Below are 20,442 nucleotides of genomic sequence, written 5' to 3'. Positions count from 1 at the left end.
TTCCTCCTCCGTTGTGGGGATATGACAACAATCTTGACTTAGGGTTCTTCGGGGGCGGCGCCGCCTTGGGTGCCTGTTTTGGTCTTGGCTACTTCGGATTTGCTTTCGCTGGAGGACGCCGCCGCGATGTTTCTCTGGTGCTTGGAGAGCATGCGCACGCCGATGATGGCGGCGATGAGGACGACGGCTACGGTCCAGGCCGCGCCCAAGCCGATAGTGGTCGGTTTGACGGCCGCCTGCGTGGCCGCGGCGGCGTCCACGCCCACATGCCTCAGGCGGTACCGGCCCAACGCGCCCGACGAGAAGACGAACGCGAGGTTGGCGACCAGCGACATCAGCACGCTCGAGATGACGAACGTGACCAACGGATACAGCAGGTTGACGATCAGTTTGCCGACTTTGACGCGCTGGCCCGGCTTGCCGGCGTTGAGCGCGAAGCCTTGGGGATGGAAGAGCTCGACGAGGCCCACGCACAGCCCGCACAATAGTGGAATGCTCAGGAGGATGTCACGCGCGCCATCGCTGGAGAGCGACTGTGGGAAGAGGCCGAAGACGGGCACCGCGGGAAGGCCCGAGGCGTGGTCGGACCAGAGGGTGAAGCTCGCGAGGTCGCCGATGGAGAAGCCAGCGCCGAACAGCCACGAGACGGCCCACAGGCACAGGTTGGGCAGCCAGGCCAGCGTGCAGATCGTGGTGACGATGCGCGAGCCGACCTGCATGCCGGCCAGGTGGAAGACCTTGAACATCGCGGCGTGGTTCTGGATGATCCAGACCAGCACCGTCACCAGGCCCACGCCAAGATAGGCCACCAGCAGCCACAAGGCGTTCTTGATGCCAAGCGACAACGTCTTGTAGACACGTTCGGAGATGGTGGACTGGACCTTGCCCATCGCGTTTTTGAGGGCTTTGGAGCCGGGCAGCGCGCCGAGCAGATAACCGATGGTGAAGACGATGGCCGTCTTGCCGATGACGATGGGCAGGGCGTCGGCCAGCACCACGGTGACGTTGACGCTGTAGAGGAACATGGCCGCCACCCAGAGCAGCACCGCCATGACGTAGGATTTGAAGTTCTGTGCGAAGCGTTTGGTGAGCCACGCGACCAGCCACACGAAAAGGATCGTGAGCAGCAACGGCGTGATGGTCAGGGTGATCGACCCGGCGTGGAAGCCCACTCCTTGGCTCAGCAGCACGACCGAGAGGGTCATGGGAATGGTGGCATCCATGATGCCGGAGCCGCCCTCCTCCATCGAGACGACGAAGAAGACGATCAGAAGGAACAGCCAAAGCAGCAGTGTGTAGATGGCAAGGGAGAGCCCCGCGATCTCCGCGCCTTTGAGCCAGGGCCGTCCTTTTTTGCTCATGCCTGGCTGGTGCCGTTCAACGCGTTCCTGAGCAGGGTCGCCGCTTGCGCGGGAGTCTTCCCCACTGGAATTCCGGCGGCCTCGAGGGCCTCCTTCTTGTCTTGCGCGGTGCCTTTGCCGCCCGAGACGATGGCGCCGGCATGGCCCATCTGCTTGCCTTCAGGGGCGGTGAAGCCGGCGATGTAGGCGACGACGGGCTTGCTCATGTGCTCCTGGGCCCACTTCGCCGCGTCCTGCTCGGCGTTGCCGCCGATCTCGCCAATCATCATGACGGCCTTCGTGGCGTCATCGGCCTCGAACTGCTGGAGCGCCTCGAGCAGCGTGGTGCCGACGATGGGGTCGCCGCCCACGCCGATGCAGGCGGTGAAGCCGAGGTCGGAGAGCTCGCCCATCAGCTGGTAGGTCAGCGTGCCCGACTTGGAGACCAGGCCCACGGGGCCGGGACCGACGATGCCGTTGGGAATGATGCCGAGGTTGTCGTTATGGCCGTCGGTGGCCGAAGGCACGAGCAGACCCGGGCAGTTCGGCCCGATGATGCGGATGCCGCGCCGCAGGGCGAGCTCGACGCAATAGGCCGTGTCGGCCACGGGGATGCCCTCGGTGATCACGACGATGAGCTTGATGTCGGCTTCGATGGCCTCGAGCATCGCGCTTTTGGCGAAGCGTGGCGGCACGAAGATGACACTTGCCTCGGCTCCGGTGGCCTTTTTGGCCTCGGAGCAGGTCGCATAGACGGGAAGGTTCACATCGGTGTCGGCCTCGTCAATATGGAAGGCGACGGTGGTGCCGGCCTTGCGGGGGTTGACCCCGCCGACCACGTTGGTGCCCGCGTTGAGCATGCGTCGCGTGTGGGTCATGCCCTGATGGCCGGTCATGCCTTGGACGATGACCTGTGCGGAATGCCTGATGAACAGCGTCATTTCGTGGCCTCCTTCTTGCTCGAGGCGTATTTCGCGGCGGCCTGCGCCGCATCCTCCATCGTGTCGTAGACGTGGAGGTTCGGGTTGTTCGCGGACTTGAGGATCTGCAGCCCCTCGTTGGCGGCGTTGCCGTCGAAACGGACCACGATCGGCTTCGAGACGTTGAGCTCGTTGAGGGAATCGATGATGCCTTGGGCGACCTGATCACACGCGGTGATGCCGCCATAGACGTTGATGAACACCGACTCGACCTGTGGGTCGGAAAGAACGATGGAGAGGCTGGCGCTCATCACCTTGGCCGAAGCTCCACCGCCGATATCGAGGAAGTTCGCCGGTTTGACGCCTGTGCCCAAGCTCTCCCCCGCGCCGGAAACCGCGTCGAGTGAGCTCATCACGAGTCCCGCGCCGTTGCCGATCACGCCGACCTCGCCCTTCAGATGCACATAGTGCAGGCCATGCTCCCGGGCACGGGCCTCGAAGGGGTCGGGATGGGAGTTCTGCGAGAACGCCTTCCAATCGTCGTGGCGGAAGGCGGCGTTGTCGTCCAGCGAGATCTTGGCGTCCAGGGCGCACAGTGATTTGGACGCCTCGTCGTCAGGGTCGCCGATCTTGGCCAGAGGGTTGATCTCGACCAGCGTGGCGTCGTTCTCCTTGAAGCATTTCCACATCTTCAGCAGCACCTGGGCCGCCTGGTCCACGTCGGCGTGGTAGAAGCCGATGGACTCGGCCATCTTGCGGGCCGCGGCCTCGTCGAAATCCTCAAGAGCGCTGATATGCAGGCGTTTGACGGACTCGGGATGCTCCCTGGCGATCTCCTCGACCTCGGTGCCGCCGTTGGCGGTGGCCAGCACGTCGAAGTCCCTCGACGAACGGTCAAGGGAGATGGAGACGTAATACTCGTGCAGGACGTTCTTGGCCTGGGCCACCAGCACGCCGTTGACCTTGTGGCCGCTGATGGTCATGGGCAGGATCTGTTCCGAATCGAGAATGGCTTGGTCCTGGTCGTGGGCGATCTTCACGCCGCCGGCCTGACCACGGTGCCCGGTGCGCACCTGCGCCTTGACGACGCAGGGGTAGCCGATCTTGTCGGCAGCCTCGGCGACCTCATGCGAGTTCTGAGCGAAAATGGCGTCAGGGGTATCGATGCCCTGGTCGCTCAGCAGTTCTCTTGCCTGGTATTCATACAGATCCATTGAAGTCCTCTATATCGATGTTTGGAAACGTTGGTCTGTTGGGGAAACCGCTTGATTCAGGCGGGCATCCTCGTCAGCGAGCTGATGGGGTAATCCTTGAGGTCATCCCTGCCGCTCAGGCCGTTGAGCTCCATGACGAAGCTGAAGCCAGCGACCATGCCGCCGGCCTTGGTGATGAGGTCGGCGGCCGCCTTGGCGGTGCCTCCCGTGGCCATCAGGTCGTCGACGATGAGCACGCGCCCACCAGGCTTGATGGAGTTTTTCTCAATCTCGACGCAGGCCTCGCCGTATTCGAGCGAATAGGTCTCCTTGAGCGTCTCCGGCGGCAGCTTGCCCGCCTTGCGCACGGCGATGAAGCCCTTGCCGAGCTGCTGGGCAAGGGGCGGGCCGATGAGGAAGCCACGCGCCTCGAGGCCCGCGACATAGTCGAAGGAATCCGCGGGCACCGGCAAAGCCAGCTGCAGGGCCTTGATCATGATCGAGAATCCCCGATGATCGGCGACGGCGGGAATGAAATCCCTGAAGAGCACGCCCTTCTTGGGAAAATCCGGGATGGTGCGGATGAGCGATACCAGATAATCCGCGTCCTCCCCGCCTACTTTTTCAAGCTGATCGATCGTGATATCGGAATCTTCCATGTGCAAAGCTTTACCTCTGTCTATATAACTACAATTGCCGGTGCTGAAGATTGGAGCGGATTACTTGTCCGCCTTCTCCTTGGTATCCGAATCAGACTTCGCCTCGTCCTCGGCTTCAGAGGTCTGCTTGGCATCCTCCTGCGCGTCATCTTCCGCGTTCTCGTCATCTTCCGTGCTCTCGTCATCTTCCGTGCTCTGAGCGGCGTCATCGGCGTTATCGAACGGCTTCTGGGCCTGGTCATCGGCATCGGTGGGCTGCTGCGAGTCCTCGTCGTCCTTCTTGATGGGGTTGCCGTCCTCGTCCACGTCCTCATCGTCGATGAAGGCCGGACGCTCGTACTTCTTGCTGATCGCGGGGAAGGAGAAACGCATCAGGGAGCCGTCGGAATCGATGACGATCTCCTCATACTTGGTATCGACGGAGACGACCTTGCCGATGACACCGCCGATGGTCTGCACCAACTCACCGGGCTGCAGGGACTGGCGGAAATCCTTGACCTTCTGCTGCTGTTGCTTGCTCTTGCGGGACTGCCACCACATCAATGCGACCATCAGCACGAGGATGACGATGAAAATCAGATTGCCATTATTGCCCACTTTGAAACTCCTAACGGACGTATGTTTTACGGTGGACCATGATAATGCCCAACGTATGGGATTTTAGAATAACTTGTTGACATCATCCTTGGGTTCAAGCCCCAAGTGACGCCATGCCTTTTCGGTGGCGACGCGGCCGCGCGGGGTGCGCACGAGGAAGCCCTCGCGCACCAGATACGGCTCGCAGACCGTCTCCACGGTCTCCGCTTCCTCGCCGATCATCGCCGAAAGGTTGTTGAGGCCGACCGGGCCGCCGTCAAAGCGTTTGACGATGGCGTCGAGCACGGCCAGGTCAAGCCTGTCCAAGCCCTCGGAATCGACCTGGTAGAGCGCCAGCGCCTGCTCCACGTCGTTGGGTTCGACCTGGTCGAGCTCGTGGACGATGGCCCAGTCGCGCACACGGCGCAGTAGACGGTTGGCGATACGCGGTGTGCCGCGGCTGCGCAGGGAGAGCTGCTTGGCACTCCCCTCGGCGAGTTTGATGTCGAGCACCACGGCGCTGCGCTCGATGAGCCGCTCAAGCTCCTCATGCGGGTAGAAGTCGAGATGTGCGGTGAAGCCGAACCTCGCGCGCAATGGCGAGGGCAGCATACCCTCACGGGTGGTCGCGCCGATGACGGTGAAGCGCGGAAGGGTCAGCGGAATCGAGGTGGCTCCCGGACCCTTGCCCACCATCACGTCCACGCGGAAATCCTCCATGGCGATGTAGAGCAGCTCCTCCGCGGCCCGGGGCAGGCGATGAATCTCGTCGATGAAGAGCACCTCGCCGGAATCAAGCGAGCTCAGGATCGAGGCCAGGTCTCCGGCGTGCTGGATGGCGGGGCCGGAAGTCACGCGGATCGGCACCTGCAGCTCGTTGGCCACGATCATCGCCAGCGTGGTCTTGCCCAGTCCAGGAGGGCCGGCCAACAGGATGTGGTCTGGAGGAACGGCACGCTTCTTGGCGGCGTCGAGGAAGAGTTGCAGCTGGGCCTTGAGGCGTGGTTGACCGATGAAGTTGGCGAGCGTCTGCGGGCGCAGCTCCTCGTCGCTGACCGGCTCGTTGCCGATCGGTTCGGAGGAGACCATGCGCAGCGACTCCTCGTTGGCTCCTTGGTTGGCTTGGAAGTCCGGGGTTTCCTGTGCCATCTCAGCGCCCCCGATCCAGCGAGGTCAGGGCGAGCCTGAGCACCTTGGGGATGTCGGTGTCGCTCAACGGCGTGGCGATGTCGTTGGCCTTGCACACCTTGGTGACGGCATGGGCGGCGTCGTTCTCGCGCCAGCCCAGCGAGACCAGGCCTTCGATGACCTGCGTGGTGCCTTGGTCGTAACGTGGCTCGTCGGAGGTCTGCCGGCCCTCGATCTCGTCGAGGTTGATCGATCCGCGCAGCTCGAGGATGATCTTCTGCGCGCCCTTCTTGCCGAGTCCGGGAGCCTTGGCCAGCGCGGCCGCGTCGCCGTCCATCACCGTCTTGGCCAGCCTGTCGGGCGGCAAGGTGGAAAGCAGCGAGAGGGCGACCTTGGGGCCGATGCCGCTGACCTTCTGCAACTGCAGGAACATGCGCCTCGAGGCCTGCGAAAGGAATCCGTACAAGGTGATCGCGTCTTGCGAGACGTTGAGATACGTGTATATTTTGGCGTCTTGACCGGCGTGCATGGAGGACAGTTCGGCGGAGGGCATGCGCACCTCGTAGCCGACGCCTGAGACCATGATGAGCGCCGAGCTTTGCTCGATCGACTCCACCTGGCCCTGGAGCATTCCGATCATTGTCTCTCCTCCACTCTCGTGCGGCCCTTACATGCTAACGATAAAAACGAATGTCGTCACAAGTGCGGAATCCAGCAAATTCCAACGAATTCGAGTGAATCCGGCCTCGTGACAATATTCGAACATCTGTTCGATAGCCTACATGCCCCTATCGACGCCGCCGTGCCTCTTCGCGCGTTGGGCTGCCTGCGCCCATTGGCGTTGCGCCGTGGTGAGATGCTGCTCGCGTTCCCCGCCCTGCAGCGCCCCGGAGGGCCTCAGCGCGTGGCAGATGGCCTGCGCCAGCGCGTCGGCCGCGTCGGCGGGTTGGGGCAGCTTGTTGAGGTTGAGAATGTGGGCGACCATGCGCTCCACTTGGATCTTCTCGGCGCGTCCGTTGCCGGTGACCGCCATCTTCGCCTCGGTCGGGGTGTGCAGCGCCACGGGGATGTTGCGTTGCGCGGCGGCCAGCATGGCCAGTCCCGCCGCCTGCGCGGTGCCCAGCACGGTGTTGCGGTTCTCCTGGGCGAAGACCCGCTCGATGGAGACGGTGTCGGGGGCGAACCTGTCGATCTTCTCGGCCAGACCGTTGTAGATGGTGAGCAAACGCAAGTCCTGCGAGGTGTGCGGGTCCGAGCGGATCACGTCCACATGAACAAAAGAAAGCCGACGGGATGCGTCGGCTTCTATGACGCCGACCCCGCAGCGGGTGAGCCCGGGGTCGACTCCAAGGATGATCACTTGGTCACTCCTGTTCGGCGAGCTGGGCCATCACCTCGTCCGAGGCGGTCCAATTGCTGTAGATGTTCTGCACATCGTCCAGGTCGTCGAGGTTGTCGATGAGCTTGGTGACCTTCTGCGCGTCCTCGAGGCTCAGGTCGATCTCGTTCTTCGGATTCATGACCAGATCGGCCGAATTGTAGTCGATGTTGGCCTTCTGCAGCGCCTCACGCACAGTGACCAGGTCGGTCGGCGCGGTGATGACGGTGTAGACATCGCCATCGTCCGAGACGTCCTCGGCGCCAGCTTCAGCGGCGATCTCGAAGAGCTTGTCGTAGTCAAGGCCCTCGGAGGGAACCTCGATCTGGCCCTTGCGCTCGAAGTTGAAGCTCACGGCGCCGGAAGTGGCCAGCGAGCCGTTGCCCTTGGTCAGCGCCGAACGTACCTCGGCGGCCGCGCGGTTGCGGTTGTCGGTGAGGCACTCGATGATCAGGCCCACGCCCGCGGGGGCGTAGCCCTCGTAGTTGATGGTCTCGTAGTCGGCGGCGCCGGCCTCGGCTCCGCTGCCACGCTTGACCGCGCGCTTGATGTTGTCGGCCGGCATGGAGGCCTTCTTGGCCTTGACGATGGCGTCATACAGCGTCGGATTGCCGTCTGGATCACCGCCGCCCAGACGGGCCGCGATCTCGATGTTCTTGATGAGTTTGGCGAACAGCTTGCCGCGCTTCGCGTCGATGGCGGCCTTCTTGTTTTTGGTGGTCGCCCACTTGGAATGCCCTGACATAATGCTCCTAGTAGGTATACGAATACGTTAAACGAAGCAATTCTAAAGCACTTTCACGACAAAACGCGCGCGTAGACCTCGAGCACACGGTCGGCCACGACGGACCAATCGTACTGGCTGGAACGCTTGAATCCGGCGACGCGCAGACGCTCCAGGCGTTCGGTGTCGCCAAGCAGTTCGACGATGCGTGCGGCGCAGTCGGCGGCGTCCTCGTTGCCGAAGAGGGCCGCGTCCCTGCCGTCCTCCGCCACATCCCGGAAGGCCTTGAGATCACTGGCGACGACGGCGCATGAGGCGGCCATGGCCTCCACCAGCACGATGCCGAAGCTCTCGCCGCCGGTCTGCGGGGCGACATAGAGGTCAAGGGACTGGTAGAACCGTGCCTTCTCGCGGTCGCTGATGCGCCCGAGGAACTCGAAATGGCTGGCCAGGGCGCCGGTCCTGTCGATCGATTCGAGGATTTTCCTGCCGTCGGCCTCGCCATCGCCGGCGCATAGGAACCGGGCGCCCGGGTAGCTCGAGAGCACACGGGAGGCGGCCTTGGCGAAGACCGCGAAGCCCTTGCGGCTCTCCCCCATGCGGCCCAGATAGCCTATGGTCGGCGCATCCGGCGTGCCCTGCCATTCCGGCCTCGGCTTGGCGTCGGCGAAGAACGGACGGTTGATGCCGTTGGGGATGATGTCGCGTTCGATGTCGCGCGGGGCGTAATGGTCCACCGTCTCCATGGCGGCCGGCGAGACGCCGATGATCGCCTTGAGCGGCGAGATGTAGTGCCGCAGATAATCCTGGAATATGCGCAACGCCAGCGGGTACGGGTCGAACGAGGCGTGGAACGTGCCGACGAAGGGCGGATGATGGAGCATCGTCAACGGTTTGTGGCTCAGCGACGGCGTCTCCGGCTCGTGCAGGTGGACGATGTCGAAATGCCCTTGCTTGACCCAGCGGCGGGTGCGCGGGCCCACGAAGCCGAAATAGCTCAGCCGGGCAATGGAGCCGTTGTAGGGAATGGAGAACGAGGAGTCGTTCGTGGTCACCCACAGCGGCATGTCGCGCGTGCGGCGGCCCGGGGCCAGCACTGCCACGTGGTGGCCGCGCCTCATCAGCTCCTCGGCGAAATCTCGGATATGGAATTGCACGCCGCCAGGCGTCTCGAACGAATAGGGCGCGATGATGCCGACGTTGAGCTTGCGGCCGTTCAGCGGGTCCTTGCGTATGGAAGGTTCGGTGGTTGCGTTGGCGGGGTTGGTGGGTTCCATTTCAGACATGATGACCTATTGTCGCATGGACTGTATATTTCGCAATTCGTCAATCACCTCGTCGGGCACGTCCTTGAGGCGGCTGAGATCGAGGTCCTCGGCGAAGATCGGCTGGAGCATGTGCCAGTCCTCGGGGTGCGCAGTGATGTCGCGGCTCCACACGTCGACCCAGGCCTGGCTGATCTCGTGGATCGCCTCCTCGCGGGGTAGCGAGCGGAACCTGTCGATGTCAACCGGCGCGCTGATATCGACCACGTAGCCGTACGGCACACCAGCCCTGTGGCGGGCCTCGCCATGCAGACGTTCGCGGTACATATTGACGACGAACAGCGGTTTGCCGGTGTCGAGAGCGAGCGTGGCCGGGCCGCGGGCCACACGGATGATGGAGCCGAACGCATGCACGAACTCGCCGTGGCGGCTCAGGTCCCTGTCGGCCAGCAACGGCACGAGAACGTGCGGCTCCTCTAGAACCTTCTCCAGCTTCTCCACAAGGTTCGGCTGGCCGGTCAGGAAAACGGTGATGTCCATGCGCTTGCGGATGGCGATGAATGTGTCGAGCAGTTTCTTGTTGGCCAGCCGTTCCGCGGTCACGGTCACCGGCGCGAGGACCTTGGCCGCCAGGAATCCCTCGTAATCCCAGTTGCCTTGGTGGCTGATGGCCATGGGTGCGCTGCCTGGATTGTCGTGCACGAGTTCCTTGCAGATGGGCAGCCCCGGGCCGATGGGCCTGGCGCGGGCGAGCAGCCGTTCGTCTGATTGTCCGCCGACCGTCATCGCCTCGGCGAAATAGGTGAAATACGAGCGCATGCCGCGATGGCTCGTCTTGCGAAGCGTCTTGCGCGCCACCTCGCCATCCCTCGCTTCGAGAACGTGGTGAAGATTACGCTCGAGCTGCTTCACTCCCCCGATACGGAAGAGCCAGCAGACGTCGGCGGCGAGCAGAAAGAGGCCCCGCAGCAATGGTTCGGGGATTATCCGGGGATGTTTGGCGAGGAATATCAGGACATTGTCGAACATGGAGATAATCGGACTTTCGTGAGCGATGAATCGTCAAATAGTGAAGGCTTTATGGTTTTTAAATTTAAGGTTTTATATACAAGTTACAGCAACATGATATACGAAAGCCTGTCTCGCTTTCTCAATGGGAAAATACGAGACAGGCTTTCGCGACAATCAGATGGCGCCGTCGGCCTTCATCTGGCGGCGCACCTCGAAGATGCGCTGGAAGACGGTGATGGTGCCGAGCACGGCCAGGATGACCACAAAGGCCATCATCCAGCGTGAATCGTGGAAGATTCCCGCGAAGAGCATGCCGACGAGGATGATCACCAGGCGGTCGCTGCGGGTGGCGATGCCGTTCTTGGCCTCATATCCCACCGATTCGGCGCGTGCCCTGGCGTACGAGGTGACGAACGAGGTCATCATCGCGTAAAGCGAGGCGCCGATGCCAATCCAACCGACGATGTCATCGCTCGAGATGCTCCCGGAGGCGATGGACATGCCACCGTGCAGCAGGAAGTAGAGCACGACGGCGAAGAGCACCGCCCAGTCGGCTATGCGGTCGAGCGTCGAGTCGAGAAAGGCGCCGAACTTGGTGCCTCCCGTCGTCAGCGCGGCCACGGAGCCGTCGAGCGAGTCGAAGGCGGCCAGCACGGCCAGCACCACGGCGCCGGGAATCAGCCAGCCGGTGATGCCGGTGGCGATGGCTGCCAGAATGGTGCCCACCGCCCCGATGATGGTGACCGCGTTCGCGCTGAGTCCCAAAGCCACCAGGGCCCTGGCAATCGGCGCTATCAGTCGTTTGAACGGCGGGCGTAGTTTCTCAAGCATGCTGGATTCTCAAAACCTGTCTGTTGGCCGCGTCACTTGGTCGCGGCGGCGAAATCGTCGGCGTTGTTGACCTGGGCGCGGGACTTGATGACCTTGAGGATGTCGGCCTTCGCCTCGTCCACCGGCACGCCATTCAACTGGCTGCCGTCGCGGAAGCGGAAGCTCACGGCGTTCTTGGAGACGTCGTCCTGGCCGACGATCAGCGTGAACGGCACCTTCGACTTGGAGGCGTTGCGAATCTTCTTGCCGAAGCGGTCGTCCGACATGTCCATCTCGCAGCGCACCGTCTCCTGGTTGAGGGAGTCGATGAACTTCTGCAGATGCGGGGCGAACTCATCGGCCACCGGGATGCCCGTGACCTGCACGGGGGCCAGCCAGACCGGGAAGGCACCGGCATAGTGCTCGAGCAGGATCGCGAAGAAGCGCTCGATGGAGCCGAACAGGGCGCGGTGAATCATCACCGGGCGCTGGTGCGTGCCATCCTTGGCGATGTACTCGAGCTTGAAACGCTCGGGCAGGTTGAAGTCGAGCTGGATGGTCGAGACCTGCCATGTGCGGCCGATGGCGTCGCGCGCCTGCACCGAGATCTTCGGGCCATAGAACGCGGCCCCGCCCGGATCGGCCACGAGGTCGAGGCCGGAATCCTCGGCCACCTCGCGCAGCGTGTCCGTCGCCTCCGTCCAGATCTCGTCGGAGCCCACGAACTTCTTCTCGTCCTTGGTGGAAAGCTCGAGGTAGAAGTCGTTGAGGCCGAAGTCCTTCAGCACCTTCAGCACGAACTGGAGAATGGAGGTCAGCTCGCCCTTCATCTGGTCACGGGTGCAGTAGATATGGGAATCATCCTGCGTCAAGCCGCGCACACGGGTGAGGCCGTGGACCTCGCCGCTCTTCTCATAGCGGTAGACGGTGCCGAACTCGAAGAGACGCAGCGGCAGCTCCTTGTAGGAGCGCTGGCGGGACTTGAAGATCAAGTTGTGCATCGGGCAGTTCATCGGCTTCAGGTAATAGTCGAAGCCCTGCTTGGTGATGTTGCCGTTCTCGTCCTGCTCCTCATCGAGGTGCATCGGCGGGAACATGCCGTCCTTGTACCACTGCAGGTGGCCGCTGGTCTCGTAAAGGCCGCCCTTGGTGATGTGCGGGGTCTGCACGAAGCTGTAGCCGGCCTTGCGGTGCATTTCGCGGGAGTAGTCCTCCATCGCGTTGATGATCGCGCCGCCCTTCGGGTGGAAGACGGGCAGGCCGGGTCCGATCTCCTCCGGGAAGGAGAAGAGGTCCATCTCGGCGCCGAGCTTGCGGTGGTCACGCTTGGCGGCCTCCTCCATGCGAGCCTGATAGGCCTTGAGATCATCCTTGGTGGCCCAGGCGGTGCCATAGATGCGCTGCATCGAAGGGTTGTGCTCGTCGCCCAGCCAATACGCGGCGGCGGCGCGCTCCACCTTGAACGCCTTGATATACCGGGTGTTCGGCAGGTGCGGACCCTGGCAGAGGTCCTTCCAGAGCACATTGCCCTCGCGGTCCACGTTGTCGTAGAAGGTCAGCTCGCCCTGGTTGGGGACCTCGGTGCCGATGGTCTCGTCGATGGCGGCCTTCTTCTTGTCGATCAGCTCGAGCTTGTACGGCTGGTCGGCCTCCTCCTTCTTGGCCTCTTCCTTGCTCACCACACGGCGGCGGAAGGCCTGGGAGGACTTGACGATGCGCTTCATGCGCTTCTCGATCTCCTTGAGATCGTCGGGCGTGAAGGGCTGGTCGACGTCGAAATCGTAATAGAAGCCATTGTCGATGACCGGGCCGATGCCGAGCTTGGCGTCGGGACGAATCTCCTGTACGGCCTGCGCCATGACGTGGGTGGCCGAATGGCGCATGATCGCCAGGCCGTCCTCGCTGTCGAGGGTGATGGATTCCACGGTGTCTCCGTCATTGAGCGGGGTGTAGAGGTCGCGCGGCTTGCCGTTGAGACGGACGGCGATGATGTTCTTGTCATCCGAGAAGAGTTCGGTGCCGGTCTGCGTGGCTGGCACCTCCTTCGCTTCGCCGTTGAGTGTTATGGAGATGGTCTTTTCAGCCATGGTATATGTGTCCTTTGCTTTCAGGGCCCGCGTTACTAGGGGCAGGCCATGGACGGTAGGTAAATCAACAGTGCCAACGATATGGGCTATGGCCGACATGGGAGCTTACTGGTGTGCGCTCGTGTGGCGGGGCTTGGAAAATATGCTTTGCTCGGGACGCTCCTTGGCCGCTCGGCCGTGTCTTACGCCCGAGCAAAGCATATTTTCCAAGCCCAATCAGGATTGATAAAGAAGGTCGGTAAGTTTTCAGGGACGCAGTGGGAATCGTTGGCACTGTTAGGGGATTTTTAAGCGGAGATAAAGAAAAAAAATCTGAGAAAAATAATGGAGCGGACAACGGGACTCGAACCCGCGCTCTCGACCTTGGCAAGGTCGCGCTTTACCAACTAAGCTATGTCCGCGAAGACAACAATGTGAGAATATACAGGACGGTCGGGATTTACGCAACTCACGGCGGGTTGCGCGTGCCATTGCGGGTTTCACCCGCTCGGCACGACGGTCAGAATCTGGCTTGCCACGACGGGCTGCGCCCGCGTGACCAGTATGGATTATTGGTATTTGTTTAGCCGGTAACCCACTTGTCGCTTTGGTGTGGGTTTCTGATTGTGGTTTCAATTACGAAACCCAGATGCCTTTATTCCTGGTTGTCGGTTAAGGCTTCGGGTTGCTTGGCGGGGCGATAGAGGTCGGGTTCTACGTAGATTTCGAAACGGTAGAACGGGAGGGCTGCGCGGACGGCGGCCTCGATCTTGTTGACCGTCTCCACGTCAAAGTCGCGGTCGAGCTTCGAGGTCTGCACTTTCAGGCACAGCAGGATGTCGTCCTCGGCCATGTGCATCGCCTGCATGTTGATGAGCCGCTCGACGCCCGGGGTGCCTTCCACAGCCGAACGAATGCGGTCGACCATCTGCTGATCCAACGATTCGCCGATGAGCAGCGAGCCGGACTTGAAGCCCAGTGCCAGCGCGCCGACGATCAGCACCACACCGACGCACAAGCCGCCCACCGCGTCCCAGAGCTCATCGCCGGTCAGCAGCGCCACACCGATGCCTGCGCCGGCGAACACCAGGCCGACCAGCGCCAGGGTGTCCTCCATCATCACCGAGGCGAGCTCGGCGCTTTTGGTGCGCCGCCAGAAGACGAAGAGGTTGCTGATGTTCAGGTCAAGCCGCTTCATGCGTTCTCGCGCCTCACGGATCGAGGTGTGCAGGCCGTAGCCCTCCATGAGGGCGGAGACGATGATCACCGCCAGGGAGGCCAGCAGCTCGACCGGTTCGATGGTGTGTGCCACGCTGCCGTTGGCCAGGCCCGTCAGTTTCTCGACGCTTTGCGAGGCCGAGAACCAGCCGCCGACGAAGAAGAGGAGCGTGGCCACGAGGAAGGAGGCGAGGTATTTGGCGCGGTAGAGGCCGAAGGGGTGGCGGGTGTCGAAGCGGCGGGCCACCTTGTCGCCGACCATCAGCACCAGCTCGTTGGCGCAGTCGGCCACGGAGTGCACCGATTCGGAGAGCATCGCCGACGAGCCCGTGAACGCGGCCGCGAGCCCCTTGGCCACGGCCACCCCGACGTTCGCCAGCAGTGCGGTCTTCACCGAATTGTTTGCCATGGTTGCCACTCCCCTATTATCGGATGTTGTCGCTGGGCCCAATGCGTATTGAGCCACTAAATGTTGGTGCAATACTATATTGACGTTATTGACGTTCGTTGCGAAACGAGGTGTTCGCGGGCATTGCTCGGCGAACATGATATCGCCATCATTCTATGGGTCGCCGCCGTCAAGCGATACGAAACGAATAATAGATATGAAAAATCACATAGTAAGAAAAAGAAAACAAACAGAAATAAAAACCAAAACCGTGGGTGATACTGGAATCGAACCAGTGACCCCTTCCGTGTGAGGGAAGTGCGCTAACCGCTGCGCTAATCACCCGAGATATTCAATTATGAAACAAAAACCGGAGTCTCCTCCGGTCCTTGTGGGCGATACAAGATTCGAACTTGTGACCCCTTCCGTGTCAGGGAAGTGCGCTAGCCTCTGCGCCAACCGCCCAGGTTGCTTGGGAATCGAGACCTTAGTCTCTCTTCCGAGGTGGGTACGAGAGTCGAACTCGTCTATACGGCTTTGCAGGCCGCTGCCTAACCGATTGGCTAACCCACCGTAAGGTCGTGTACAACTCCTCGGACCTAGAGCGGACAACGGGACTCGGACCCGCGCTCTCGACCTTGGCAAGGTCGCGCTTTACCAACTAAGCTATGTCCGCAGTAAAACTGCTGTGCAGTCTGTGGCGTGAACACCACCGAAGCACGAGAGATAACTATACATGCCCGACCCCCATTTCGCAAATCCTGCGTGTCGTGAATAGGTGTTGCTACGGCGGGTTAATGAGGCGTTAATACGACAGTAATACCGGGGCTGTCGTGTTCTTTGGCGGGTTCCCCTGAGAGTGGAAACTGCTTCACCAATGGCGAAGCCCTCGAATCATCGTGTTTTCTCAGGCTAGATTAGGGAACATGACTGATGAATCTACCAGCAGTAAATCTATGATGATTTGCGCCTTTGAAGGATGGAACGACGCGTGCCAGGCAGCCACGAACGTGATACGCCATCTTGCCTCGCATTATGAGTACCGCGAGGTGCGCCATATTCGGTCAGACGGTTTTTATGATTACCAGCTGGCGAGGCCGATGATCTGTCATGTGACGGGCTCGGCCAGAATCGTGTGGCCGCAGACTCGTTTCTACGAGATTTCCGTGGCCCCCGACCTCCGCGTCTACGCGCAGATCGGCCCGGAGCCCAACTATCGCTGGATGGAGTACACGCGGCGCAGCCTGAGCATCGCCGACGAGCTTGAGGTCGACGAGATCGTCACCCTGGGCTCGATGTACGCCGATTGCCCGCATACCCGGCCGCTGCCCATCGACCAGTCCGCGTTGCGCCGGCACGAGAGCAGCATCCGCGGCGCTGGCGTGAAGAAGGACACGGCATGCGGTTCGAACCCCTACGACGGCCCGGTCGGCATCCCCACCGTCATCGACACCGTGGCCAACGAGGAGGGCTTCGACACCACGGCCATGTGGGTCTCCGTGCCGCAATACCTTGGCGGTGACGAGTGCGCGCAAGGAACGCTGGAGATCTTGCGCCGGCTTTCCGACCTGCTCGGCGTCGAGCTCGACGAGGGTGATTTGCCCGTGAAAGCCGAGCATTGGAAGGCGCAGGCCTCCGTGCTCACCTCGTGCAACGACGACCTGGCCGAATATGTCACCAGGCTCGAGAACCAGTACGACCTGAACCAGCAGATGGAATGCCTCAGGAGTTCCGACGAACCGCAGTCCGAACAGCTCGCGCGGGAGGCTGAGGAGTTCCTGGAGCATATGGACGACTGAGGTCGCGTGATATCGCGGATTGCGAATCCTGAATAGCTGATATCGAACCGCGGATTACGGATTACGGATTAGGTTGAATAAACTAGTGGCGGCGCGTCACCCTTACGATAGGTGACGCGCCGCCATCAATTTATTTGCCTGTTTTTCTATGCGTATCAATACATAGAAAGACGTACCTATATAGACGCCTTTTCCAGCAAGCAGTCAGTTATGTCGCTATTTACACTGCCGCGACCGTCGCCTGCGCGACAGCTTGCGCCGCCTCAGGTGTAGCGGGCAGCGCTCCAACGATAAGCAGGATCGCCACCACCACTGCCAAACCGATGCGATAGATGGCGAAGGCCTTGTAGGAGAAGGTCGACACGAACTTCAGGAACGCGATGATGACCAGGTATCCGACCACGAAGCTCACCACGCTGGCCGCCAGCGTCGCGCCCCAGCCGGGGAATTCCGGCTCGGACCGGTAGTCGGTGAACGCCTTGAACGCCTCAAGCAGGCCGGAGCCGAAGACCGCGGGGATGGCCATGATGAAGCTCACCCGCACGGCCGATTCGCGCGTATAGCCCATCGCGCGGCCGAAGGTGATGGTGCCGCCGGAACGCGAGACGCCGGGAATGAGGGCGAGCATCTGGCCGACGCCGAAAAGCAGGGCGTCTTTCCAGTTCATCTCGCGGATGGTCTTGCGTTGCGGGGAGCGCTCGTCGACGATCCACAGCAGGATGCCGAAGAGCAGCAGCACCGTCACCGTGATCCACAGGTTGCGCAGCGTGGTCTCGATGGTCTTCTGGAAAAGCAGGCCGGCGACGAGGATCGGCAGGGTTCCGATGATGATGTACCAGCCGAAGGTCGCGTCCGGATCCTTGCGGCCCATACGAGAACGCCAATCTGGGCCATTGTGGCCAGCCAGGCAGGAGAACCAGTGCGAGAGTATGCGCGCGATGTCATGGCGAAAATAGAGGATCACCGCGAGCTCCGTGCCCAGCTGGATGATGGCCGTGAACGCCGAGCCGGGGTCGCTTTTGAGCATCAGCTCGCCGACGATGCGGATGTGGGCGCTCGAGGAGACGGGCAGGTATTCGGTCAGCGCCTGCACCAGCCCCAGGATGATGGCTTGGAAGAAATTCATAACCCCTCTTTATCGTTTCTTGTCTTCACAGCACCTTACACATACCCCGGGTTGCGCCGGCAGGCCTGGCGCGCGAGAATCGTGCGGTGCCACTGTGATTTCGGCAACCAACGTCATGGCCGACGGAAAACGACGATATGGTCGGTGTGAATACGCGAGTTACTGGATAATTCCGTACGCCTGACAGATAACGAGAGCAGCAAAACATCCGGTTCAAGCTTGGAGTGGATAATTCCGTACGCTGACAGATAACAAAGGTGGCAAAGCGTCCACTGCAGGTTTGAACTGGATGTTTTCGTACGCTGGCAGGTAACGAGGGTAACAAAGTATCCACTTCGGACTTGAACTGGACGGTTGCATGCGCTCACTGGTAATGAGCGTTTTAGATTATCCGGTTCGGGATGGCACTGGGCGATTCCATATGCCGGATGGCGATAAACAACTCGAAATATCCAGTCTGGATGTGAACTGGATGATTATGCGCGCTGGCGGGCGATGGAAAACATGGCGTGGTACGTTGGTGGTTGGGTTACGCCTTGTGGGTGGGCCATGGCTCGTTTGTGCATTGTTCGTTATTTCGGCTTCAAGGAGATACAACATGGCAACATATCGCAAAAGCAGGGCCTTCGCGCCCAAGGGATTCTTCGAATGCGAGGGCAGGGGACTTCAGTGGCTCGGCGAGGCGCAGGAGCAGGGCGGCCCAAAGGTCGTCGACGTCTACGGATGGAGCGACGGCTGGCTCGACATCGAACGCGTGAACTCCTGCTCCCCCACGCCTAAGGCCGCGCATGATTTCGGGGCTGCTCTGGCGCATATGCATGATGCGGGCGCCGATTACTTCGGTTCGGCACCGGCGGGTTACGAGGGCACCTGCTATTTCGGCCCCTTGCAGGACCCGGTGCCGATGGCGACCAGCACATGGACGAGCGTCGTCGATTACCTCGCCGAAGGGCGGCTCATTCCGATGGTCAAGCTTGGCATCGAACGCGGGTCGCTCGACAAGAGTGACCTTGAGTTGACTCAGGAAGTCATCGACGCGCTGCCCAAGCTGCTGGGCCCGGCCGCGGACGACAAGCCCGCCCGCGTGCACGGCGACCTGTGGAGCGGCAACGTGATGTGGTCCGCCGACTTCGGCGACCCGCAGGCCGTGCTCATTGATCCTGCCGCCCACGGTGGCCACCGAGAGGAGGACTTGGCCATGCTGAACCTCTTCGGCATGCCCTACCTCGACGAGATCATCGACGGCTACCAGAGCGTTCATCCCCTCAAGAAAGGCTTCGAGGAGCGGATCACCATCTGGCAGCTCTACCCCATCGCTGGCCACTGCGTCTTCTTCGGTGGCGGGTACGTGAGCGAATACCGCGCCATGTGCCGTTCGCTGCTTGGGTGAGCGCGTTTGAGGCATGGTTTGTCTTTGAAAATACATGTGCATTAGACACGGATGCACATCTGTTCAGTGGACTGATAACAACTGTTCGTCATTGAATATAACAGTTATATAACAGTGGTTCGATGCTCCGAATAGCAGAGCGAGAATCAATAGAATATATAGAATTCAATAGCAGTGTGGGTCTGGCAGGAATTACTCCGTGCCAGACCCACACTGCTATATCGCGGGTGTAATCAGTCTCATTCAGAGACCGCCATTTGCGATTTCACCAAGACACAGGCGCCGCAGAAACCGAACTCAGCCAAGCGCGTCCTTCAACTTGCTGAAGAAGCCCTTGCGCTCGCCGGCCGGCCGCGAGCTCTGCTTGACCTGCGCCTTGCCCTTGTCGTGGCTCTTGCCGAACTTGGTGATCAGCTCACGCTCGTCGTTGCTGAGCTTGGTGGGGATGTGCACGCTGAAGTGCGCGACCAGGTCGCCACGCTCCTGCGGCCTCTTCACCTTCGCGACACCGAGGCCCTTGAGCGAGACGGTCTGCTCAGGCTGGCAGCCTTCGGGGATATCGATCTCCTGCTTGCCGTCGAAGGTCTCGATGTCGAGCTGATGGCCGAGGACGGCCCAGCTCATGGGGATCTGGATCCAGCAATGCAGGTCGTCGCCCTCGCGGGTGAACTGCTTGTCACGCTTGACGCGGATGTCGACATACAGGTCGCCGGCCGCGCCGCCGCCCTCGCCGACCTCGCCCTGGTGGGCCAGACGCAGACGCGTGTTGTCGTCGATGCCGGCGGGCACGCTCACCCCGACCTTGCGCGAGGTGCGGATGCGGCCGTGGCCCTGGCACTTGGGGCACGGATGCTCGATGATGGTGCCGTGGCCCTCGCACCGCTCGCACGGGGCGGTGGTCATCATCTGGCCGAGCATGGAGCGCACGACCTTCTGGCGCATGCCGCGCCCTTGGCAATCCGGGCAGGTCACGGGCTTTTCGTCGTTGGCCGTGCCGGTGCCACCGCACTCCGGGCACAGTCCGAAGGTGTTGATCGTCACCTGCGCGGTGCCGCCGAACACGGTGGTCTTCAGGTCGATGGATGCGGTGGCCAGCGAGTCGCGGCCCGGCTGCGTGCGCGGGATCGGCCCCTGGTTGCCACCACCGAAGGCGTTGCCGAAGAACTGGCCGAAGATGTCGCCCATATCGCCGAATCCAGCCGAGGAGAAACCGGCCGAGGCGTTCGGGTCGTTGGGATCGACGCCGGAATCGTACATCCGCTTCTTGTCGGGGTCGGAGAGCACCTCGTAGGCGTTGTTGACCTCTTTGAACTTGTCCTCGTACTCCGGCCCGGCGATGTCGGGGTGGTATTTGCGGCTCATCTTCCGGTAAGCCTTCTTGATCTGCTCGTCACTCGCCGAGCGTTCTACGCCGAGCACCTCATAATAGTCTGTCACTGAATATCCTTTGT

At 61.5% G+C, this 20,442-nt stretch carries 17 protein-coding genes, 5 tRNA genes and 1 pseudogene; 2 read left to right on the top strand and 21 right to left on the bottom strand.

Annotation, left to right across the window (positions count from 1 at the left end):
- Window positions 1–38 precede the first annotated feature (38 nt).
- The 19 genes and pseudogenes from OZY47_RS04400 to OZY47_RS04310 form a co-directional block, all read right to left on the bottom strand.
- The gene (locus OZY47_RS04400) at window positions 39–1,361 is read right to left on the bottom strand and encodes a DUF6350 family protein (protein ID WP_277177148.1); all 1,323 of its coding nucleotides are present in this window, start codon (window positions 1,359–1,361) and stop codon (window positions 39–41) included.
- A complete protein-coding gene (sucD, locus tag OZY47_RS04395) occupies window positions 1,358–2,281 on the bottom strand; it encodes a succinate--CoA ligase subunit alpha (protein ID WP_277177147.1) in 924 nt (307 codons plus the stop codon). Before sucD ends, OZY47_RS04400 begins: the two co-directional genes overlap by 4 nt.
- Complete coding sequence (gene sucC / locus OZY47_RS04390) at window positions 2,278–3,474, bottom strand: ADP-forming succinate--CoA ligase subunit beta (protein ID WP_277177146.1); 1,197 nt, start codon at window positions 3,472–3,474, stop codon at window positions 2,278–2,280. Before sucC ends, sucD begins: the two co-directional genes overlap by 4 nt.
- A 56-nt stretch (window positions 3,475–3,530) precedes the next feature.
- Window positions 3,531–4,112, bottom strand: coding sequence for an adenine phosphoribosyltransferase (locus OZY47_RS04385; protein WP_277177145.1), 582 nt, complete (start codon window positions 4,110–4,112; stop codon window positions 3,531–3,533).
- A gap of 168 nt (window positions 4,113–4,280) precedes the next feature.
- Window positions 4,281–4,664, bottom strand: a pseudogene (locus OZY47_RS04380) (preprotein translocase subunit YajC); the annotation flags it as partial.
- A 108-nt stretch (window positions 4,665–4,772) separates the two neighbouring features.
- The gene (gene ruvB / locus OZY47_RS04375) at window positions 4,773–5,837 is read right to left on the bottom strand and encodes a Holliday junction branch migration DNA helicase RuvB (protein ID WP_277177144.1); all 1,065 of its coding nucleotides are present in this window, start codon (window positions 5,835–5,837) and stop codon (window positions 4,773–4,775) included.
- Window position 5,838: 1 nt separating this feature from the next.
- Window positions 5,839–6,456 (bottom strand): Holliday junction branch migration protein RuvA, encoded by a 618-nt coding sequence (ruvA, locus tag OZY47_RS04370; protein ID WP_277177143.1) that lies wholly within the window; start codon window positions 6,454–6,456, stop codon window positions 5,839–5,841.
- 138 nt (window positions 6,457–6,594) lie between these two features.
- Entirely contained in the window at window positions 6,595–7,176 is a 582-nt protein-coding gene (ruvC, locus tag OZY47_RS04365) for a crossover junction endodeoxyribonuclease RuvC (protein ID WP_277177142.1), read from the bottom strand.
- A 4-nt stretch (window positions 7,177–7,180) separates the two neighbouring features.
- Window positions 7,181–7,939 carry a YebC/PmpR family DNA-binding transcriptional regulator gene (locus tag OZY47_RS04360; protein WP_277177141.1) on the bottom strand — a complete coding sequence of 253 codons (759 nt, stop codon included), beginning with the start codon at window positions 7,937–7,939 and terminating at the stop codon, window positions 7,181–7,183.
- 53 nt (window positions 7,940–7,992) lie between these two features.
- A complete protein-coding gene (locus OZY47_RS04355; RefSeq protein WP_277179153.1) occupies window positions 7,993–9,195 on the bottom strand; it encodes a glycosyltransferase family 4 protein in 1,203 nt (400 codons plus the stop codon).
- A 15-nt stretch (window positions 9,196–9,210) separates the two neighbouring features.
- Window positions 9,211–10,212, bottom strand: a complete 1,002-nt coding sequence (locus OZY47_RS04350; RefSeq protein WP_277177140.1) for a phosphatidylinositol mannoside acyltransferase — start codon at window positions 10,210–10,212, stop codon at window positions 9,211–9,213.
- Window positions 10,213–10,368: 156 nt separating this feature from the next.
- Window positions 10,369–11,025: a phosphatidylinositol phosphate synthase gene (pgsA, locus tag OZY47_RS04345; protein WP_277177139.1), complete on the bottom strand. Its 657-nt coding sequence runs from the start codon at window positions 11,023–11,025 to the stop codon at window positions 10,369–10,371.
- A gap of 32 nt (window positions 11,026–11,057) precedes the next feature.
- Window positions 11,058–13,091, bottom strand: coding sequence for a threonine--tRNA ligase (gene thrS, locus OZY47_RS04340; protein ID WP_277177138.1), 2,034 nt, complete (start codon window positions 13,089–13,091; stop codon window positions 11,058–11,060).
- Window positions 13,092–13,416: 325 nt separating this feature from the next.
- Window positions 13,417–13,492 (bottom strand) — tRNA-Gly (locus OZY47_RS04335).
- Between the two features lie 233 nt (window positions 13,493–13,725).
- Window positions 13,726–14,697, bottom strand: a complete 972-nt coding sequence (locus OZY47_RS04330) for a cation diffusion facilitator family transporter (protein WP_277177137.1) — start codon at window positions 14,695–14,697, stop codon at window positions 13,726–13,728.
- 251 nt (window positions 14,698–14,948) lie between these two features.
- A tRNA-Val gene (locus OZY47_RS04325) sits at window positions 14,949–15,021 on the bottom strand.
- Window positions 15,022–15,068: 47 nt separating this feature from the next.
- Window positions 15,069–15,141: transfer RNA gene (locus OZY47_RS04320), tRNA-Val, on the bottom strand.
- A gap of 37 nt (window positions 15,142–15,178) precedes the next feature.
- Window positions 15,179–15,249: transfer RNA gene (locus OZY47_RS04315), tRNA-Cys, on the bottom strand.
- Between the two features lie 30 nt (window positions 15,250–15,279).
- Window positions 15,280–15,352, bottom strand: a tRNA-Gly gene (locus tag OZY47_RS04310).
- 250 nt (window positions 15,353–15,602) lie between these two features.
- Between OZY47_RS04310 and OZY47_RS04305 the strand changes: the two genes are divergently transcribed.
- Window positions 15,603–16,475: a PAC2 family protein gene (locus OZY47_RS04305; protein ID WP_277177136.1), complete on the top strand. Its 873-nt coding sequence runs from the start codon at window positions 15,603–15,605 to the stop codon at window positions 16,473–16,475.
- 220 nt (window positions 16,476–16,695) lie between these two features.
- Here OZY47_RS04305 and uppP read toward each other — a convergent pair whose 3' ends face one another.
- Entirely contained in the window at window positions 16,696–17,601 is a 906-nt protein-coding gene (gene uppP / locus OZY47_RS04300; protein ID WP_277177135.1) for an undecaprenyl-diphosphatase UppP, read from the bottom strand.
- Between the two features lie 598 nt (window positions 17,602–18,199).
- Here uppP and OZY47_RS04295 point away from each other — a divergent pair.
- A complete protein-coding gene (locus OZY47_RS04295) occupies window positions 18,200–18,991 on the top strand; it encodes a fructosamine kinase family protein (RefSeq protein WP_277177134.1) in 792 nt (263 codons plus the stop codon).
- 297 nt (window positions 18,992–19,288) lie between these two features.
- Here OZY47_RS04295 and dnaJ read toward each other — a convergent pair whose 3' ends face one another.
- Window positions 19,289–20,428, bottom strand: coding sequence for a molecular chaperone DnaJ (gene dnaJ / locus OZY47_RS04290; protein WP_277177133.1), 1,140 nt, complete (start codon window positions 20,426–20,428; stop codon window positions 19,289–19,291).
- Between the last annotated feature and the right edge of the window lie 14 nt (window positions 20,429–20,442).

This window comes from Bifidobacterium sp. ESL0790 (assembly GCF_029395435.1).
Taxonomy (GTDB): Bacteria; Actinomycetota; Actinomycetes; order Actinomycetales; family Bifidobacteriaceae; genus Bifidobacterium.
This window is presented reverse-complemented; position numbering and strand designations above follow the sequence as displayed.

Excerpts from the sequence above, each read along its gene's own strand:
- OZY47_RS04400 (WP_277177148.1), bottom strand. The coding sequence starts at position 1,361 with ATGAGCAAAAAAGGACGGCCCTGGCTCAAAGGCGCGGAGATCGCGGGG.
- sucD (WP_277177147.1), bottom strand. The coding sequence starts at position 2,281 with ATGACGCTGTTCATCAGGCATTCCGCACAGGTCATCGTCCAAGGCATG.
- sucC (WP_277177146.1), bottom strand. The coding sequence starts at position 3,474 with ATGGATCTGTATGAATACCAGGCAAGAGAACTGCTGAGCGACCAGGGC.
- OZY47_RS04385 (WP_277177145.1), bottom strand. The coding sequence starts at position 4,112 with ATGGAAGATTCCGATATCACGATCGATCAGCTTGAAAAAGTAGGCGGG.
- ruvB (WP_277177144.1), bottom strand. The coding sequence starts at position 5,837 with ATGGCACAGGAAACCCCGGACTTCCAAGCCAACCAAGGAGCCAACGAG.
- ruvA (WP_277177143.1), bottom strand. The coding sequence starts at position 6,456 with ATGATCGGAATGCTCCAGGGCCAGGTGGAGTCGATCGAGCAAAGCTCG.
- OZY47_RS04360 (WP_277177141.1), bottom strand. The coding sequence starts at position 7,939 with ATGTCAGGGCATTCCAAGTGGGCGACCACCAAAAACAAGAAGGCCGCC.
- OZY47_RS04355 (WP_277179153.1), bottom strand. The coding sequence starts at position 9,195 with ATGGAACCCACCAACCCCGCCAACGCAACCACCGAACCTTCCATACGC.
- OZY47_RS04350 (WP_277177140.1), bottom strand. The coding sequence starts at position 10,212 with ATGTTCGACAATGTCCTGATATTCCTCGCCAAACATCCCCGGATAATC.
- pgsA (WP_277177139.1), bottom strand. The coding sequence starts at position 11,025 with ATGCTTGAGAAACTACGCCCGCCGTTCAAACGACTGATAGCGCCGATT.
- thrS (WP_277177138.1), bottom strand. The coding sequence starts at position 13,091 with ATGGCTGAAAAGACCATCTCCATAACACTCAACGGCGAAGCGAAGGAG.
- OZY47_RS04330 (WP_277177137.1), bottom strand. The coding sequence starts at position 14,697 with ATGGCAAACAATTCGGTGAAGACCGCACTGCTGGCGAACGTCGGGGTG.
- OZY47_RS04305 (WP_277177136.1), top strand. The coding sequence starts at position 15,603 with ATGACTGATGAATCTACCAGCAGTAAATCTATGATGATTTGCGCCTTT.
- uppP (WP_277177135.1), bottom strand. The coding sequence starts at position 17,601 with ATGAATTTCTTCCAAGCCATCATCCTGGGGCTGGTGCAGGCGCTGACC.
- OZY47_RS04295 (WP_277177134.1), top strand. The coding sequence starts at position 18,200 with ATGGCAACATATCGCAAAAGCAGGGCCTTCGCGCCCAAGGGATTCTTC.